Origin of the sequence: Edaphovirga cremea (assembly GCF_003332275.1) — a bacterium.
Taxonomy (GTDB): Bacteria; Pseudomonadota; Gammaproteobacteria; order Enterobacterales; family Enterobacteriaceae; genus Edaphovirga; species Edaphovirga cremea.
Genome location: NZ_QOVA01000006.1, coordinates 129,945 through 149,241, shown reverse-complemented (window position 1 = coordinate 149,241; position 19,297 = coordinate 129,945). Strand labels below are relative to the sequence as shown.

The 19,297-nt window shown below is 49.3% G+C and carries 9 protein-coding genes and 1 pseudogene; 4 read left to right on the top strand and 6 right to left on the bottom strand.

Annotation, left to right across the window (positions count from 1 at the left end):
- Nucleotides 1-93: 93 nt before the first annotated feature.
- Nucleotides 94-1,347, top strand: a complete 1,254-nt coding sequence (icd, locus tag DRI82_RS10835) for an NADP-dependent isocitrate dehydrogenase (RefSeq protein WP_114193511.1) — start codon at nt 94-96, stop codon at nt 1,345-1,347.
- A gap of 121 nt (nt 1,348-1,468) precedes the next feature.
- Here icd and DRI82_RS24750 read toward each other — a convergent pair.
- Both DRI82_RS24750 and DRI82_RS10825 read right to left on the bottom strand, forming a co-directional pair.
- Nucleotides 1,469-2,050: pseudogene (locus DRI82_RS24750) on the bottom strand (phage integrase Arm DNA-binding domain-containing protein); the annotation flags it as partial.
- Between the two features lie 464 nt (nt 2,051-2,514).
- Nucleotides 2,515-3,432: an acyltransferase family protein gene (locus DRI82_RS10825; protein WP_114193510.1), complete on the bottom strand. Its 918-nt coding sequence runs from the start codon at nt 3,430-3,432 to the stop codon at nt 2,515-2,517.
- A 200-nt stretch (nt 3,433-3,632) separates the two neighbouring features.
- On the opposite strand from DRI82_RS10825, the gene DRI82_RS24530 reads away from it, so the two are divergent.
- The 3 genes from DRI82_RS24530 (at nt 3,633) to DRI82_RS10815 (ending at nt 5,963) form a co-directional block, all read left to right on the top strand.
- Entirely contained in the window at nt 3,633-3,767 is a 135-nt protein-coding gene (locus tag DRI82_RS24530) for a hypothetical protein (protein WP_281269776.1), read from the top strand.
- Between the two features lie 215 nt (nt 3,768-3,982).
- The gene (locus tag DRI82_RS10820; protein WP_114193509.1) at nt 3,983-4,456 is read left to right on the top strand and encodes a glycoside hydrolase family protein; all 474 of its coding nucleotides are present in this window, start codon (nt 3,983-3,985) and stop codon (nt 4,454-4,456) included.
- A 508-nt stretch (nt 4,457-4,964) separates the two neighbouring features.
- Nucleotides 4,965-5,963 (top strand): glycosyltransferase, encoded by a 999-nt coding sequence (locus tag DRI82_RS10815; protein WP_114193508.1) that lies wholly within the window; start codon nt 4,965-4,967, stop codon nt 5,961-5,963.
- Between the two features lie 110 nt (nt 5,964-6,073).
- On the opposite strand, the gene DRI82_RS10810 is transcribed toward DRI82_RS10815, so the two are convergent.
- The 4 genes from DRI82_RS10810 to DRI82_RS10795 form a co-directional block, all read right to left on the bottom strand.
- Entirely contained in the window at nt 6,074-6,298 is a 225-nt protein-coding gene (locus DRI82_RS10810) for a hypothetical protein (protein WP_114193507.1), read from the bottom strand.
- A gap of 244 nt (nt 6,299-6,542) precedes the next feature.
- Nucleotides 6,543-11,096 carry a SpvB/TcaC N-terminal domain-containing protein gene (locus tag DRI82_RS24525; RefSeq protein ID WP_281269775.1) on the bottom strand — a complete coding sequence of 1,518 codons (4,554 nt, stop codon included), beginning with the start codon at nt 11,094-11,096 and terminating at the stop codon, nt 6,543-6,545.
- Nucleotides 11,097-11,147: 51 nt separating this feature from the next.
- On the bottom strand, nt 11,148-15,563 hold the full coding sequence (locus DRI82_RS10800; RefSeq protein ID WP_114193506.1) for a Tc toxin subunit A-related protein: 4,416 nt from the start codon (nt 15,561-15,563) through the stop codon (nt 11,148-11,150).
- Between the two features lie 55 nt (nt 15,564-15,618).
- Nucleotides 15,619-19,269, bottom strand: a complete 3,651-nt coding sequence (locus tag DRI82_RS10795) for a Tc toxin subunit A-related protein (RefSeq protein WP_114193505.1) — start codon at nt 19,267-19,269, stop codon at nt 15,619-15,621.
- Nucleotides 19,270-19,297: the final 28 nt, after the last annotated feature.

Genomic DNA, 19,297 nt, shown 5'->3' with positions numbered 1-19,297 from the left:
AGTCTGTTTCGGATTGGCGTAGACGCAATATTGCAGTAGTATTGACACGCATCTTACAAATCATTAACAAAAATGCGCTTGAAGGAGAGGTTAATGGAAAGCAAAGTAGTTGTTCCGGCGGAAGGTAATAAAATTACGGTTGATGCTCAGGGTAAACTGATCGTTCCTCATAACCCGATTATCCCGTTTATCGAAGGTGACGGTATCGGCATCGACGTTACCCCTGCCATGATTAAGGTTGTGGATGCGGCTGTCGAGAAAGCCTATAAAGGCGAGCGTAAAATCTCCTGGATGGAAATCTATACCGGTGAGAAATCGACAGAAGTCTACGGCAAAGATGTCTGGCTGCCAGAAGAAACGCTGGATCTGATTCGTGAATACCGCGTTGCCATCAAAGGCCCGCTGACCACGCCAGTTGGTGGCGGTATTCGCTCCCTGAACGTGGCCCTGCGCCAACAACTCGATCTGTATATCTGTCTGCGTCCAGTGCGTTACTACCAGGGCACACCAAGCCCGGTGAAACGCCCGGAAGAGACCGATATGGTGATTTTCCGTGAGAACTCTGAAGATATCTATGCAGGTATCGAATGGAAAGCCGGCTCTGCAGAAGCTGATAAAGTGATCAAGTTCCTGCAAGATGAAATGGGCGTGAAGAAAATCCGTTTCCCACAGGAATGCGGTATTGGTATCAAGCCTTGTTCTGAAGAGGGGACAAAACGCCTGGTTCGCGCCGCCATCGAGTACACCATTACCAACGATCGTGATTCACTGACTTTGGTTCACAAAGGCAACATCATGAAATTTACCGAGGGTGCCTTCAAAGATTGGGGTTACCAATTGGCGCGTGAAGAATTCGGTGGTGAACTGATAGATGGCGGCCCGTGGGTAAAAATCAAGAACCCGAACAATGGCAAAGACATCATCATTAAAGATGTGATTGCCGATGCGTTCTTGCAACAGATCCTGCTGCGTCCTGCTGAATATGACGTAATCGCCTGTATGAACCTGAACGGTGACTACATTTCTGATGCACTGGCTGCACAGGTTGGCGGTATCGGTATTGCACCAGGTGCCAACATTGGTTCAGATTGCGCACTGTTTGAAGCCACCCACGGTACAGCACCCAAGTACGCCGGTCAGGATAAAGTGAACCCAGGTTCCATTATTCTGTCTGCAGAAATGATGCTGCGTCACATGGAATGGTTCGAAGCTGCCGACCTGATTGTTAAAGGAATGGAAGGCGCGATCGCCAAGAAGACCGTGACCTATGACTTCGAACGTCTGATGGACGGCGCTAAGCTACGGAAATGTAGCGAGTTTGGCGAAGATATTATTAGTAATATGTAATTGCGGAATTGTTGAAGTAGACATCGGGGGCATCGCGCCCCCTTTGTTTTTCATCCCTCCAAAAATTCTTCTGCAAAACCCCTGCAAAACTCTTCTGCAAAACAGAACAAAAAAACTCTCTTTAAATAGCCAAAACCACCCAATCTTTCCCGCGGTCGTCGTTATATCTGTCGGTCATCATCTGGTTTTTGTGTCCCAATAGTTTCTGTGTATCGATGCCCTGCGCCCGATATAACCGTTCCGATAATGAGCGTTGTTCGTGAAATATTGGTTTTCTGGTGGCCTACGCAGGGTTGTAACCTAGTTCAACTTCGCCAGCGTGCTGTGCTTCATTGTAGACATCGACCAACACCATGCGCACAACCTGAGCCATGCGCCGCTGGCCGCGTTCTTTGTATTGTTCGATTATGGATGCAACATCCTTTGCCCCGATTGACTGCAATTCCATCGCGCCACATTCCCTCCGGAACGCTTCAACTGGCGCTGATTTCTGCTTGTAGGTGTTCAGTTTTATTTCGCCGATCTTCAGCCGCTCGTCCTGAATTTTTATGTATTTATCCAACCAGGTGCTGACGGTGATCGACATTCCCAGTTTTGTGCTGATTTTTACCCGAATGGTGAACATGTGCTTCATTTTTTGTTCGGCCAGCTGGGTATTGGCCTCTATCGCTATTTGCCGCGCTTCCTCCTCACTATCGCCTAAATGTCTTCGCTGTTAGGATTTTCGGGCGACAGCTGGAACTGGCAGGATCACATTCATCCGGCGTCATTTCGCGACGTGCCCTTTGCGACTCCAAAAATTTTTTTATCATCGGCAATATACACTCCGACATCCGGCACAAAAAATGTCAGGGTTCGCGCCGTTGGCGGAGGTGGTGCTGGCGGGGGGAACCGAAGTCACAACCTCATCTCAAATTGCGGCTGCATGGGGTGGAAACTCTGGTGCTTATGCGGAAAGTTCACTCATTGACGTCTCTTCGGTCACATCAGTTTCGGTGACAATAGGCGCAGCGGGAATACCTGCTTTCATGGACTAGTTACAGAAAAGCCTTAAGGGCATACATTTCTGCGGCTGACGGTTCCAAAACATTACCATTATCCCCAGATAATAAATAACCGGGATCTAAAATTTTCCACACACACCAAATGGAAAATTGGGGTGTGTGGCTAAGTAAATATTAACCTGTATAACCTGAGCCTACCTAGGTAAAAACTGAATAAAATGGATGCAGCCGATACCGCAGCGAATAACTCATATTCGTTAGAGATGAAACCTTTTAGCGTTAAATAAAACAGAAAGTGAACAAAATACATACTTGAGGCTACAGACCTGCATTCAGCGGGAAAGTTGGAGGTGGATTTTAATGAAAGCAAAAAGATGGCTGCTGCAACCGAAGGTGCGAAGATTAACATATCATTATTATACATTGCTGACTTGTATCTGATAAGGCCCTCAACTGCTAGCATCGAAGTAGTTACCACTAGAGCCAAAACTAAACGTAAGATACTTTGATTACTCAATTTTGCGACTCTCAAGAAAGAACCAATTGCAATAAGGGGGAACCCAAATGTCAAAAAGTTTCTGTAATATAGAATTGAGTATTCACTTTGCGGCGTTATATTTTGAACCAAAATGCCGATGGCATAAAGAATTATTGCAATAAAATATACGAGTTTTGTGTCTTTGAGATAATAATATAACACTACAGCAAAAATCATCGCAGGCATGTACCACATGTGTCTCCATCCTTTTAATAGTAGATATGTGACATTGCCAATTGCGCTGAAAAAGGAGTTGCTACTGTTGTAGACATCTGTGATTATAAATGGTGAATAAAATAGACACCATGCTAAATATAATAATGATAGTCTTATAGTGGTTTTAAATAATTCATTTTTATCGTTTTTCGAAGAAAAGAAGTATCCTGCTGAGATAAAGAAAAAAGGAACGGCGATTCTTGCAATTACTTGTGTTAAAAAATATTTAAATTCAGTGCCTGGCGTAATAGTGTGTATTGATATAACCAGAAAAGCCATTAACACTTTGACTGCATCTAGGGTATTGCTTCTTCCTGGAGTCGCCATTTTCAAGCCTGAATTATTTCACGTTAATTGTTCCATTATGCATAAATGGAGGTGCAGATAAAGCGTTAGGCACCCAGAACCACCATACGCAACTAAATTTCCTTTCTTGCCAATACCTTTCTACATCCCGTCCATCTTCCACTTGATCAGCTTTATCGAATAACGATACTGTATGCATGAACAGTATATTGGTGGGACATATGCCAAGAAGATATGAGATTGATGCTGCATTTAAGCAGGCCATCAAGATAAGCGAGAAAGGGCGGCGTACCGTCACTACTGAGGATTTTGTGGCGGAACTGGCGAAGAGAAACTGGCACTGGGGGTTTGTGTAAATGCGAGATATCTAACTCTTTCTGGGTATTCCACAGGCTGTAACTGTCTTGCAGGTTTAGATGCTTGTTGTGCACCAACTCCAGCCGACGACCCCTTTTCAAAGAACTGTTTTAATCCTTTATGGGTGTTTTTATGGAATTCGTCGGCGCAGAGCGTGCGCGTGATGCAATCCTTGCCGTGTGGGAAAATCGTAAATCAAAACTGGAGATTTACGATGAATCAGAAAAGTGAAATTATTCCTCTGCTTGAGCAAGAGGAAGGAACAAAACTCTCTCCCTATATCGATAGCCTGGGTTATCCGACAGTCGGTACCGGTTTCAAAATCGGGCCGCAAGGAGCCCCGCTACGGAATTACGTATTTGATATTACGCAATCAACCTGTGATGCCTGGTTGCAGTCATTGGTGGATTCAACAACGTTAACCATGAGCCGGAGCAGTGACATATCAGCGACAATTCCTCATTGTAATCAAGCGCGTCAAGACATACTTACCAGCATGGCCTATCAAATGGGAGTGGAAGGGCTGGCGGGTTTTCATAATATGCTGAACGCGATAAATCGTGGTGACTTTGATGCTGCGGCAAGCGAGATGCTTAACAGTACGTGGGCGAAGCAAACGCCTGAACGTGCCCAGCGACATGCGGCTGTGATGAAGTCAGGCTCTTACGAAGGTATCTATAGTTTCTAATCTCAATACCTCCCGCCGAAATCTGGAATACCCAAAGGGGAAAAACATCTTGCTTATATCCTCAAAAATAACGCGTTGTTGAAGATGAGATTGAGAGTTTGATAGGTCCATAATTTATCTGATTCCATGTCATCATAATAAGATAATGGGATATATACCGAATAGTAATTCAAGGATTTATAAAAAAACCACCCCAACTCGATGAAGGTTGGGGTGGGTTAAGGTTGGTATATTACACGAATGTTATTTTTTGGTAATAAAACTAGATGCACGATTGTTCACTTAATGAGTGTTACCTTTGGGTTATAATTCCACTCCGGGAGTATTTTTCTGGTAAATTCTTGATTTTTTCCTGTTTATAGATTAAATTTGACTTAAGCAAAATCAAATTTTATATCTCACCGGTACCGTTCTTGAATCGCAGTGATGGAGCATAACTCAAATTGCAACATTAACGATTTTAATAGGTTACGATGCAAGGGAGTGTTATGTCTTTTTTGGAACAACTATGACACCCATACTGAGCGTTATTGTGCCTTTGCATAATGCAGGCAATCTCTTTATTCCATTCCTTGAAAGCTTAATAGCACAAAAGGAGAAGAATATTGAAATAATTATTATTAACGACGGTTCAACAGATGGGTCGGGTGAAATAGCGCGTCACTATTGCGAAGAGCACACCTTTATTACAGTCATTGATCAGGTTAACTCTGGTGTGTCAATAGCGCGAAATGCGGGTATTAACATTGCCAGGGGTAAGTATGTTGCATTCCCGGATGCTGATGATGTTCTGGCACCTGAGATGTATTCAACACTCATCAACCATGCTGAATCGAACGAGCTGGATGTCATGCAATGTAACGGCCAGCGCTATTGGGAATCCAATGGAGAGTTAACACCTATCATCCCACCCAAGCGTCTTGAGAGCACCAGTGTTATAGATGGCGTCACTTTTTTTAATCGGGCATTAAAGACACAGCGTTTTATTCATGTGGTGTGGCTGGCGATTTATCGCCTTGATTTTATTATAAAAAATAATCTCTTCTTTGAGCCAGGGCTGCATCATCAGGATATTCCCTGGACCACTGAGGTGATGCTTAACGCCGAGCGGGTACAATATCTTTCAACGCCGCTTTATCGACAACGTATTCACCAAAGGTCGATCAGTAACCGCGTTCGCGTTGGGCAGGCTAACGTCGAATACCAGCGTCACTATATGAAGATTGTCAAGATGTTGACTGCGTTAAACGACCAGTACAGCGAAAAAATCAAAGGATTTCCGATGTTTCATTGGCAAATTACCCGAGAGGCGCTGGGGATTTGTCATAGCATTCGGCGTGAGCCAGAGAGTTCGGCGCAGCAACAGATTGCCCATGAGTTTTACCAACACGATATCGTTAGCGACATGGTGAGGAACACTTACGGGATAAAGCAAGGGTGGCAAGTGATGTTGTGGCTGCATCGCCTGAAAAAATGGCACCAGCCGTTGAGACTTTCAGTGGATTGAATTGCGAGGATTATCCTTCGATAATAATAAGTCGCCGGAAAACTGTTGCTATTTGTCATATATCGTAAAGCCATCCAAAAATAGATTTTGGATGGCTTTTAACAGTAAAACTATTTCACATCAACAATGGCAGTTAATTTGCACGTCGCTAAAACTGACATTCCTTTGCGAGTTACAACAGTCACCTGATCACCCGCTTTTTTGCCTTCACAAGGTTTAACCATCGTTTTTTCAAAGTTGGCTTTTGCCTGCTCTGCTTGTTGATCGGCCGCTTGTGCTACGGAAGTCAGGGCAGAACCTGCAATAATGGCAACTAATAATACTTTCTTAAACATGTTATTTATCCTAACGTTGATTGAACGTAATCACTATAGGATAAATAATTCAGGTGCGTTGTAATAGAGTGATAGCAATAATTTTAAACTATGAATAAGGAAATGCTCATATTTAATATGAATATATCTTCCTTGTATATTGATGTTAATTATATGTCAAGAATAACCTTTATCGTGTTTCAGTTATATTAAAAAGGCCACAGACTTTTTCTGTGGCCTTCGTGTTTGACTGCGCGAACTGATTTTAATGCCTGGTTGTGGAACCTGGCATAATGTTTTTAGCCGCGAGGGTCAGATCTTCGATACCGATGGTATCGTTCTCATCTTCTGCGACCGTAAACCAGGGGTAATACGTCATTCTGCGGACATAACCTTGATTTCTATCAGGATTCATTAAGGCAGTGACGGTATGCGTGTTGCGTCCCAGGGCATCATAGTAATTTGTATCGCTGTAGCCGTTGGTAACCAGGGAACTGTCAATTACATACTGCCAATCATTAACAAAGAAAGGTTGGTAAGCGCGAACCACCTGACCTTTATTATCATACTCAACGCGACCTGAGACCGCCCAGCGTGGATCAACATTGCTGGTGTCAGGCGTGACATTACCGCTGCTGTTGCGGCTAAACTGGTTAGGTCCCGCAGCCACCCTGGCACATTGCTGCAATACCCGGCCAAAACCGTCGCTGTAGCTGACGCTGATATGCGTCTGCTGAGCAACGTTTGGATCTGGATAATTATCGGCCACCAGGGAAACGGCATTGACTGGCATACCTCCCGTATCTGCCAGCAAGGGTGCCAGTTCAGGATTGATCGCAAGATTGCTTTCAGGATCCCGTGCCCAATTGCGGCCAGCGGCGCGGATATATCCCGAAGGGGTAATCATGCGGTGATCAATCAATAGCTGCCAAAGTTCGGTTGCCACCTTTTTCTGGCTACTCAGTTGCTCCGGGCTTACCTGACCCATCCAACTGAAGAGGTCAGTAATGTTGATTGCGGCAATGTATTGTTTGTAATCGACGGCCACTGCGGAGGTAATTGCATCAGCAACGGTCAATGACGGTGACACCGGGTAATCACTCACGGGGTTAAACCCAACGGCAACGCCATTCTCTGTACCATAAAAACTACTGCCTACTGCGCGACCCAACGCATCCAATTGAACTTCTGAGGTGTTGCCATTGATATCCACCACTTGCCACGGCGCGAGGAAACGGTAGTCATAAACAGCCGAGATTTTATTCCCCACAGCATCGGTTTGTGTCAGTACACCGATCGTATAGCTGTCATAGGTGACGGTTGTTACACCCGTTAGCTTCGTATTTTGCATGGTGAGTGGACGGAAGAATTGTGACTCATCTGCGTAGGTGGTGAAACCACTTTCAACACTCCACAGGTCACCCGAGGTGGCTGCTTTTTCAAGCACATAGCTACTCTTTACGTAACCGATCTGGTCAAAGGCATAGTCAGTAGGGATCGTAATATCTTTATAAGCCTCCAGGGAAGGGGCATCCAGCACCGCACTGCAAGTGTGATCAACCAACGCCAGCAGATTGGGTGGCGTAGGCTGATAAACCACTTCACTCTGTCCGGCGAAATAGCGGGTTGCCGTTGAACTTAACGGACCATTGGGATCGATCAAACTTTCATAACTGATGCCACCTGTAGGGATCGAATCAAGGACCAACTGATTTGCCCGCTGCTGATCGGGTAACCCGAGACGCCAGCCTTGCGGTTCATCGAGATGTATCACGCTCGCCAGGCTTTCATAGATACGCACCACATTCTGTTGATCGTCGTAGCTACTTGCCCAACTGGTTGATGGCAGATTTTCTGGGCAAGGATCGAGCGTTTGACCCTGACGGCGAGGGTAGGCGACAGCAACACTCCATAGCCCAGCGCCATACTGATCTTTCTGCAACGTGACCTGATGGGCAATGAGAGGATCAAAGCCTGTCGTCGCCGTCAGTTCATGCGGCTCCGTCGGCGCGGGTACAACGCTAACGCGTTCATAATTGTAGCTAATTTGTTCCAGCACATCTGACATCACAACAGGCAGTACTGTGGTGGAGCCAGCCTGCACCAGTCGTACATGCATGCGGTTATAACTGCAACTGTACGGCAACCCTTCATCTGTTGAATCACTTGTATCATCCAGACCATAGAGTTCGCTGCGTAGCGTCGCGCCTTTTAACGATCGATACATCCACCACTTGTCGGTATCGCTCAGTGGATCAATGGCGACATCCATCCCTGTCGTGGTGTCATAGGTGGACAAGAAGGTCGACTGGAGTGTGTAGGCTGCAGAATCCAACGCGAATGGCGTGCCAAACAGTGCGCTTTCATCCCCTTCACGGCCACAGTGGAACCAGCTTTTAGTCAACGAGGCTGCGGCAAGCGGAGTGCCCACACTGCCAACGGCCTCATGGTTGGTGTCTTGTGATTCAACATAGCCAAAGCCACGGAACTCACGCTCTTTGCCGTCGTATACCCCGGCACGATACAGATAGCTTTGGCTCAGGGTGTTGCCTGTAATTTCATCCGTGGTGACCGTTTGGGTCAACAGATGCATGGCGAAAGGCAATGCCGGGATCGCCTCTGCATTGGCACTTTTTTCATCCAGCCACTCCTGTGCAGAACTGCGGTAACTGAGCTGGTGGGTGGCCCCTAAATTGTTGCTGACAGTATTGAGCAGATAGGGTTTGTCGGCGCTGAATGAATAAATATAGTGCGCAGGGGTCATGTAGGGCACGCTCAGAACCAGATTTGAGGTGCCGTTGCCCTGTACATCCGCCAGGGTGATCTGGCATAACCGGTCATACGTCACGCCAGCCGGCAGATCGAGATCCGTCAATTTAGTGAAGCTGTTGCCTGACTGGTTCTGATAAATCGCGATACTGCTTTTTGTTGCATACAGCAGATCCACGGTGCCGGAACCGTCAATGTCAGCGAAAAACAGCTGGTCAGGATTGAATGCCGTCTGCGTATCAATATCGGCAGGTAAAGGAATATCGATCGGTGAACCGAACTTGCCATTACCGAGGTTTGGCCAGCAGGTCACGCTATTGTAACGAACTTTCACCAGATGCGCCTGGCCTGAACCCAATATGTCGGCAAATGCGACCAGTTCCCTTGCATCGCGACCTGCTACCGGCAGAATAATGTCATCAGCCTGATCGACATCCAGCCCCATGCTGAAACCTGTGCCCTGATTGGCGTAGACCCTGACACTTTTCGGGCCAATCATCGCCAGATCCGCCAGACCGCTGCCCATCAATTGGGCAAACTGCGCCTGGGGATGGAAAAACTCGGTAGGCAGGGCGCTGAATGGGGTGAAATTTCCCCAGCTTTTATCTGAATTGAGGGTAAAGAAGCCTGACATTCCCGGCTGGGTAACCAGCCAGTCCAGATGCCCGTCGCCCGTTATATCCATCAGCATACTGCGCACGCCCTGCATGGCGGGAACCTGCGCGAGAATCTCCCAGTCGCTGTAAGTGACGGCGTCGCCCCCCTTCGTGACATCCCTGATGGGCGAGCGATAGCGCCATTGATTGCCGGTACGATACAAGATGCCGGGTAAGCCTTCGCCATAGAGATCAATCAGTTGGTAGCGTTGCCCGTCATTCAGGCCCGACATTGGGTCCATCGTCTGCCAGGTACTGCTCTCGTTTAACGCAAACGGGCTGTAGCCGATGTCAAGCGGGGGCATTTCTTGCAAGGTATCGCTGGCGTCAGGCTCGTAGGCGACATGTTTGGCCGAGGTCAGCGTGGTGAGCGTAGCGGTCTCGTCGTATTCAAGCAGCAGTCTGGCGACCAGCGTATTGTCATCGGTGAGTTCATCAGGAAAATTATGGAACATCAACACCTGCCGACATAACCGATAGGTGCGGACCTCAAAACCATAGGCGTAGCTGGAGAACGGATCTGCGCGCCGTGACCATGTGTCGGTGGCAATAAACGGTGGGGGGGGCGTCTCTTCGACGCCGCGTTCGCCATAGTCAAAAATCAGCGTAAAATACCAGATTGGGAACGCTGGCGTGTCATCCCACAGATAGAGATCGGCCGCATAGGCCGCATTACCGTATTGCACCGCCGTGAGATAACGTTTGGCTGACTGATCGCGACCGGTATCCCCATCCCCTAAATTATCCCCATTCTCTGGCGTGTATTGGTAGTAAATATGCTCACCGGTCGGCGTTACGGACTCTTCCAACATCCAGACGGCAGTATGCGTGGTATCCAGTGGATCGGCCAATTTTGCATTGCTGGTTTTGCCCAGCATATGCAAGGTGCCGTCATTGCCGTGCAACAGCCAGAAATCACCGCCTTTCGCGCCAAGCCAATATTCCAGCCGGTTGAAACCGCCTTCAATGCGCGGCATGTAACGCGTGACGGTGTAGGTATCACCGAGACCTTTAGTGCCATAGGTATTGCAGCCCATAACCGGATTGGGCTCGGCAGAGGTGGGGGTGACCATAACCAGCACTTCTCCGTCAGGGCCAAGGAATTCATCATTATTATCATATTTAGGCACGCCGTGGCTGGTGCGCCTGCTTATCGACATCGTGCCACAGTACCAACCGAGGCCGAAAACACCGTTGCCGCCGCCACTGCTATAGTTGAGTCCGAGCGAAGGGGCAACGCCGCGCCCGGCGGAAATCGGCAGTGGCAGGCTCATGCTTGACATACCGGTAGGACCCGCCTGTCCAACCGATTCCCCCATCCCTTGAATTGCGCCGCCGCCTTTTGGCAGAGAGGGTGCAGTGAAGTTGACCGAGGATTGAGAGCTTTGTTTCATGTTACATCTCCTGCCCCGACGCTACCGCCGGGGCTGATAAAAATAAAAGGGTTAGGCCAATGTGGTGATTACGTCCGATTCAAAGCTGCTGCCACCGTACAGGGCGGTGTAGTAGATAGTGACAATCACGTCATTGAGGTTGTTGAGGATCGCCTTGTGATCGTCAGTATCGAACGGGAAGTCCAACTGCCAGGTTGAAATCGCGCCGGTGCCCTCAAACGGCAGATAACGTTCGTCACCGAAATTAAGTTCGAACAGACCGCTGTCATTTATGCCGCTTGACAGGGTGATCTGCTGCGAAGCCCGGGGGTTAACCAGAATGTTGGTGGATTTTCCTTTTGTGCTGTCGTTCAGGTAGGTCACCCCTTCCATATCTGCCTTCAGCAGGGTGGAACTGCTGCTCTGGGTCAGGGTCGCAGCGATGTCCTGATAGGCACCCACCAGCGTTGGCAATGTCACCGTCACGGCTTTGATCTGGCGCAGATAGTGGCCGGGATAATCCTCATCAAAGGCATGTTCAGACAATGAGAACGCGATCGTTCCGCTGGAAATCAACGCAGTAAAAGAGGTAGGGTCGAGGGCTTTCAACGACACGGATTTGGTCAATTCAAACCGGCGCTGGTTGCGGCTCAACCAGGCAGACTCCATCTGGATCAGGCTGAGTTGCAGGGTTTCACCCGCCAGCAGACCGTGATAGCTGTCATTCCAGGCACCCGTCTGGATGAACTGGGTCGTGACGTCGCCCAACTCGTACTGCCAGCAGGCCTGGGTACTCAGGCACAGTGAAAGCACCGCGTCATAGGCCTGATAGTAAAGCGCAGACAGTTGCCCGTTCAGCCAGGTATACAGAGCAGCCTGGGTAAACCGGCTCTTCATAAAGCTGAGGTTGGTCTGCAAATCACTCTGCTGAGCCTGGGCCTGCTGCAACGCGTTTTGCGCCGCTGTCTGGCGGATCGTCAGCGCATCAGCTTGTTTATCGATCACCGCCATTTCGGATTGCGCCTGTTGGTATTGGATCTGCCACTCTTCACGGCGACGACGATACCCTTCTGAAGTATTCATGCGTTGTGCGTCGGTTTGACTGATCCCTGCCGAGATTTCCAGTACGAGGCCGGAAGCCGTTAACGCAGAACCCCAGACGGAGCCGCCAACGGACATACCAAAAATATTCGGTATCATATTCGTTACGCCAGCGGCCGTGATTAACGGGCTACCCGCCGTTTTATTCCGGCCTGAATCCGTCATCTTATCCATGGCTTCACTTTCAGAGCTTGAGATATTCTCGTTGTACAGATTCAGGTAATGGCTGTAGCGCTGGTCGGCCATGTTGCGGCTGGTTTGCAGGGCGGTCTGCTCGGCTTTCAGGCTGTCGATGGCGTTTTGTTGCAAGGTGACGTTGAAACTGGAGATATTCAGCATCTGCTGCTGCTGCTGTTCCTGCAATGCCATGTTGTCGCCGCGCTCATAGTAACTGAGCAGCGTCTGGCCATATTGGCAGAGGGTATTGACGGCGTTGAGCGTACTGTGCAACATCGTATTGAAGCGACAAGGCGGAATGGTGGCGGAAAGCACCGCTGCCGAACTGGTGAGTGACCCACTTTGCGCAGATTGCATCAATACCGTTGGGTTAACCGGCGCGGCATAGAGTGGAATAGTCATCGGTGTGCCATCAATCGACAGGTTATGCCGCAGGTTATACAGCCGCGAATCAATCAGATCCCAGTAGTTGAGCAACTGGGTATTGAGCGGTGAAAGGAAGTTCGGGTTATCTCCCACGGTCTGGGCCGCATAGGAAACGCCGGGAGCGGCAACCAGGTTATCTTCAACCTGCTGCTCGTACTGGCGCATTGCCACGTTGGTCGTGCCTGCCACGTTAGCCAGGGTATCCGGTTTCCACTGGTTGACCAATTGCACATCCGGGCGCGGGCCGAGCAGGTCTTTGGCCTGGCAGTAACGCAGTTTGGCTTCACTGAGCCCGTCATTGGTCAGCAGGCGATAGTCGCTGTCGGCATTGTCGATAATATTGCCGACATAGGCCATAAAGATGGCTTTCTGATAATGCGTCGGATCGGCCACGGCGATCAGATCCGGATCGGTCGCCCCCTGATTGGCATCCGCCTGCGATTCCCCCTGCGGCAGTTCAACCAGTGGACGGACATTCCAGTAATCCACGACAGTGCCGTCTGTTTCCGTCCCGCGAGCCAGCGCTGACGGGTCAAAAATGTAATTCAACCAGGTTTGCGCATCGTCATATTGCTGTTCCTGATTAAGCCGCCATGCCACCAGATAAGGCATATGGAAGAACATTTCCCAGAAATAGAGGCCATTGGCACCGTTGAAATCCATCGGCACCGATTGGCTTGCGTCAGTTAATGACGGCTCCTGCATCATCTGGGTGTCCCAGGTCAGCAGGTTATCAATACTGACGCTGGCTTTATTGATCAGCTCCTTGGCGAACAGGGTGTTCAGGCGGATCGGCTCCAGAGTGGAACCGTCAAATTGCAGATATTCCGCGGTACCGAGGCCGTTGGTATTGGCGATGGTGGTGATGGTGGGTGAATAAATTGGGCTTCCACTAGCAAATGTAATGGTATAAGAACGCCATGCCGTTGCCGTCGTAGCGTTATTTTCTATCACATTCCCCCCGTAGGTAATGGTCAAGTCACCATTGTCAAGAGGCGCAGGAACAGAAAAGGAGAAAGTTTGATCAGTCGAACTGGTTGATGTTGATATTACTTTAGTTATTAAATCGACGCCCCACTCACCATTATAAGCGCAAGCCTCATTTGGGTAAAATGTTAACTCTGTCAGGGGGGCTACATCGCTTTTATAATCTGGATTATCTATCTTCATCCAACAGGTATCACCGTCATCTAAAGGAAAGGGGGATGATACTCTTGACTGAATGGAGGGATAAGATATCGCATTGTTATTTTTATCATAAAGAGTGAAAGGAATATTAGAGGGGGCGGTATCATTCCTAACTTTAGATTCTGTATCAGAACTGAAAACGTCCCAAGACCCATTGAATGCGAAATCTGTATAATTTGGCCCGCTAAAAAAATTGGTATGAAAAGTCCCACAGCGAGTGAATCCCTGATTAGTAAGAATATTCACTGATATATTAACCGTGTCATTATTATCTAATGTTACGCTAAATGGATACAGTATACCAATCTCAGTTAGAAAAAAATCATTATTATCACCACCTGTCTCTCCAGGAGTCACATCTTGGATGGCAGTATCTGTTGAATGTCCTGATTCGTACTGTACAACCAATTGCTTACCCCCTGAATATGATGGGTAATATGCATTTAACATTGTCGTTCCAAAATAAGCTCTATCTCCCCAATTATTAATGCCTATTTCGTAAGCGTCATACTGGACGTTTTCAACTGTGCTTTCTGTAAATATAGAGACATAGAGCATCTCTTTATTAGCATCACCCGAATAATAATAGGTGGCAACACTATAGAGTTTATCTATTACATTTGATCCGAAGAGTTCTGATTGGATGATCCCTCCAGTTACCACACCGGATGGATCGATAACCCGGGTATAGTCATTACTTAAAATAGAATCGATACACTGTGGAGAAGACCAACTGTCATCAAAGCGTAAATAGGCAATGTAGGCGCTGAGGCGAATAATATCTGTCCCTGACTGCGGGCTCGCTTGCGTTTCCCCCTCCATCCCAACCGTATCCCGTTCAAACCAGGAAATATAGAGTCGGTTATTATAAATCACCGGTCTGATGGTCGCGACAATATTGTCTTGCGCCAGCGACAAGGTAATTTCCTTCCATTCACTCCAGGCCCCCAGGGCAACGACATTACTGACGTTCTGGCTCATATCCAGCGAGCGCCAATAATAGGTATAGGGTGTCGAACGGGTGCGGCCAAGAAAATAGTACATGGCCGTAGTTTGATTCGGCGTGGTGTTATCTTCGTTATGCATATATCCGCTGACGATTTCCAGATTCGCCACCTCCTCAAACTCACTGAGGTAATTCATTACCGTATTCTGCGCGGTATCGGCATTAATCTGGTTCTGGTTCAGCACCGTTTCCATGTCGGTAAATAATGTCGTCTTGGTGCTGCGCAGCGTCGGGTCGAGATAATCTTCCGGATAAGTATCCAGTTCCACTTCCCCGGCCCAGACGTCATATTGGCTGGCACCGGCCTTCCATTGGGTCAGATCCAGGTAACTGGTAGAATAGCCGGGCTCCATATTGAATGAAATACCGTTGATATATTGCTGAATACTCGACATCGCCTGCGCCACGCGGGAGGTCGTCACTTCATTGCTGACCAGCGGGTCGATCAACAGATATTCGTACACATCCTCCGGCGTGGTCACCAACGTGGAAAGCGTGGTGTCCTGGCTATTGGGGACATACTGCCCAAGATAATAAGACAACAGGGCGGTGCGATACGATTCGTTCAATTGATTGTCAAGATTGGACATGGTGTTCTCCTTCGGCAGCGATCCACATCGCTGCCGATATGGTTGTTTAAGATAATTAGAGACCGCTTACTGCTGTTGCAAAACTTGCACCGCCATACAGGGCCGTGTAGTGCACCTGGATAATGATGTCTTTGAGGTTGGCCAAGAGTGCCGTCTGTTCCTCGGATTTCGGGTTCGGGAACGCCAGTTGCCAACTGGAGACCGCACCGGTGCCTTCAAAAGGCAGATAACGCGGATCGCCGAAACTCAATTCAAACAACCCGCTGGCGTTAAGCCCCAGCGAAAGGGCAACTTGCTGGTTGGCCCGCGGGTTTTGCAGGATGTTGTTGGCATTGCCTTTTGTGCTGTCGTTCAGGTATTTCACCCCATTCATATCCGCTTTCAGCAGGGTTGAACTGCTGGTTTGTGTCAGGGTGGCAATCACGTCCTGATTCGGGTTGATCAACGTGGGTAAAGAGACGGTAACTGTGGCGATTTGCCGCAGATAGTGGCCGGGATAACTGGCATCAAACAGGCTTTCACTGAGAGAAAAATTCAGCGTGCCGCTGGCCAGTTGTACGGCAAAACCGGTGTTGGCATCGGTGCCCAGTAGTGACGCCAGCGAGACGGTTTTGGTGATGTCCAGCCGATGCTGGTTGCGACTCAACCAGGCAGACTCCATCTGGTGCAGGTTAAGGGCCAGCGTGTCACCGACCAGCAGGCCGTGATAGCTGTCGTTCCAGGCATTGGTCTGGATGAACTGGGTGGTGATACCCCCGAGCTCATACTGCCAACTGGCCTGGGTGCTGAGGCACAGCGACAGGACGGCGTCATAGGCCTGGTAGTAGAGCGCGGAAAGCTGGCCGGTCAGCCAGGTATACAGCGACGCCTGGGTGAAACGGGACTTCATGAAACTCAGCGTGGCCTGCAGGTTGGCCTGATCTGCCTGAGCCTGCTGCAACGCGGTATTGGCCGCTGTCAGGCGCGGGTTCAACGCGGCACTCTGTTTATCAATCGTGGTCATTTCTGACTGTGCCTGCTGGTACTCAATCCGCCAATCATCCCGGCGGCGGCGATAGCTTTCGGAGATATCCATACGTTGTGCACTGGTCATTACGGCGTCTGAGGCAGCCTGCAAAGCCGCACCCGCTGCGGACAACGCTGCACCCCACACGACACCGCCGACGGTAAAACCGGCCCGGGTGGGCATCATATTCAGCGTTCCACCAACGATCAGCAGGGGTTCGGAGGCGGATCTTTCATAACCGGCATCGGTAAGTAAATCCATCGCCTTTTGCTCGGTACTGGAGACATTTTCGCTATAGAGCGCGTAATAGTGATCATAGCGCTGCTGCGCCATAGCCTTGCTGGTTTGCAACGCATCCTGATCGGCCTTCAGGCTGTCGATATTGTTTTGCTGCAAGGTAATGGTGAAGTTGGAGATATCCAGCATTTGCTGTTGCTCCACTTCCTGCAAAGACAGGCTGTCGCCACGCTCGTAATAACTGAGCAATGTCTGCCCATATTGGCGCAGGGTATTGACCGCACTGTAGGCACTTTGCAGCATCGTGCGGAAACGGTAGGGCGGTATGGTGGACGAAAATGACGACGCGGCATTGGTCAGTGACCCGCCCTGTGCCGACTGCTGCATGAGCACCGTAGGATTGATCGGCGCGGCATACAGCGGCACGTTGATCGGCGTACCGTCAATCGAAAGATTGTGCCGCAGGTTGTACAGCCGCGAGTCCAGCAGGTTCCAGTAGCCGAGCAGTTGGCTATTGAGCGGTGCCACAAAGTTCGGGTTATCAACCACAGATTGTGCGGCAGATAATGTGCCGCGGAAAGCCGGCAGTGGCGTCGTCAATTGCTGCTCAAAGTGGCGCATGGAAACATTGGTTGCCGCGGCGATATTCGGCAGCGTATCGGGCTTCCACTGGGTTACCAGTTGCACATCCGGGCGGGGTCCGAGCAGGTCTTTGGCCTGGCAGTAGCGCAGTTTGGCTTCGCTGAGGCCGTCATTGGTCAGCAGTCGGTAGTCGCTGTCAGCGTTATCAATGATGTTGCTGACATAGGCCATTACGATCGCCCGCTGGTAATGTTTCGGATAGGCAGTGGCAATGGCGTCAGGATCAAACGGTGCATCGGTCGCATCGCCGAACGGTTCATCCTGTGAGCCTTCGACCAGGGGGCGTACGCTCCAGTAGTTCGGAATGACGGTGCCCGTTGAGTCTGTGCCGCGGTTGATGGCGGCCGGATCAAAGATATAGTCAAACCAGTTCTGCGCCGCATCGTACTGCTGTTCCAGATTGAGGCGCCAGGCGACCAGATACGGCATATGGAAAAACAGCTCCCAGAAATAGAGGCCGTTGGCGCCGTTGAAATCCATGGCAACCGGCGTACCGTCGCTGGTCAGGGCGGGCTCCAGCGTTTGCTGGGTGCCCCAACTGAGCAGACTGCCGATGCTGATACTGGCTTTGTTAATCAACTCCTTGGCAAACAGGGTATTAAGGCGAATGGATGGGGTTGTACCGTCGGAAAATTTGATATATTCCGGTGTACCCAGCGAGGCATCTGTCACGTCAGAGGCGATGCTGTTGAGCTGGTCGGTGGCATTCTCAGGTAATTGGCACTGGATGATGCTTTGCCCACTTCCCGTATATTTGCTGAGGGTTACACCTGGGTCGGTTGCAATCGTATTTAGCCAACTATCGAGCGTAATACTTACTGCCGTGGTCGTGGTTGAATCCGAAAAAACAGTTGCGTATAGCTGATTGTTAGTGGGATTAGCAGAAAAATAGGTGTCCAACACGGTACTGGCATCAGTAAAGTCAGTGCTATTATCGTCAATCTCGCTATAGCTTTTCATTACCATCGGTGTCGTCCAGCCACCATTGAGTAATAACCAGGAAAGATTTACGGCAACTTCGACATTGTCCCACGTATTGGTTGAATCCTTACCCACCGCTTTGCGGGTAGCCCACATGATGTAGAGCCGGTTATTGAACCTTGCCAAACGTGCAGTACTCACCACCGTGTCATCACTCAGCGGCAGTGTTATTTCCCGCCATTCAGACCAGGCTCCCACGGAAATGACGTAAGTCGCAGGGTCACTCTGGCTCATATCCAGCGAACGCCAGTAATAGGTATAAGGTGCTGAACGGGTACGGCCCAGAAAGTGATACATACTGGTGGTTTGGTCTTTCCCGTCCATATACCCGGAAATAATCTCCAGATTGGCGACCTGTTCAAATTCATTCAGGTAGGTCAGTACCGCGTCGCTGGCCGTATCATCATTGATCTGATTCTGGTTAAGCACGGTTTCCAGATCTTTGAAGAAGGTGGTTTTGGTGCTGCGCAGCGTCGGGTCGATATAATCCTCGGGATAGGTATCGAGCTCCATTTCGCCGGCCCAGATGTCATATTGACTGGCACCCTCCTTCCACAGGGTTAGCTGATCGACATCGAGTTTATCTGTGGTATATCCCGGCTCCATATTCAACGAAATACCGTTGATATATTGCTGGATACTCGATATGGCCTGCGCCACGCGTGAAGTCGTGACATCATTGGTAACCAGCGGGTCAATCAGCAGATATTCATAGACATCTTCCGGCGTAGTGACCAGATCTTTAATACTCGCGGTCTTGGGCGCGTATTGACCCAAATAATATGACAGCAGTGCAGTACGGTAAGACTGATTCAATTGGCTATCTAAGGTAGCGGACATAAAGGGCTCCTACGGCGCGCCACATTTC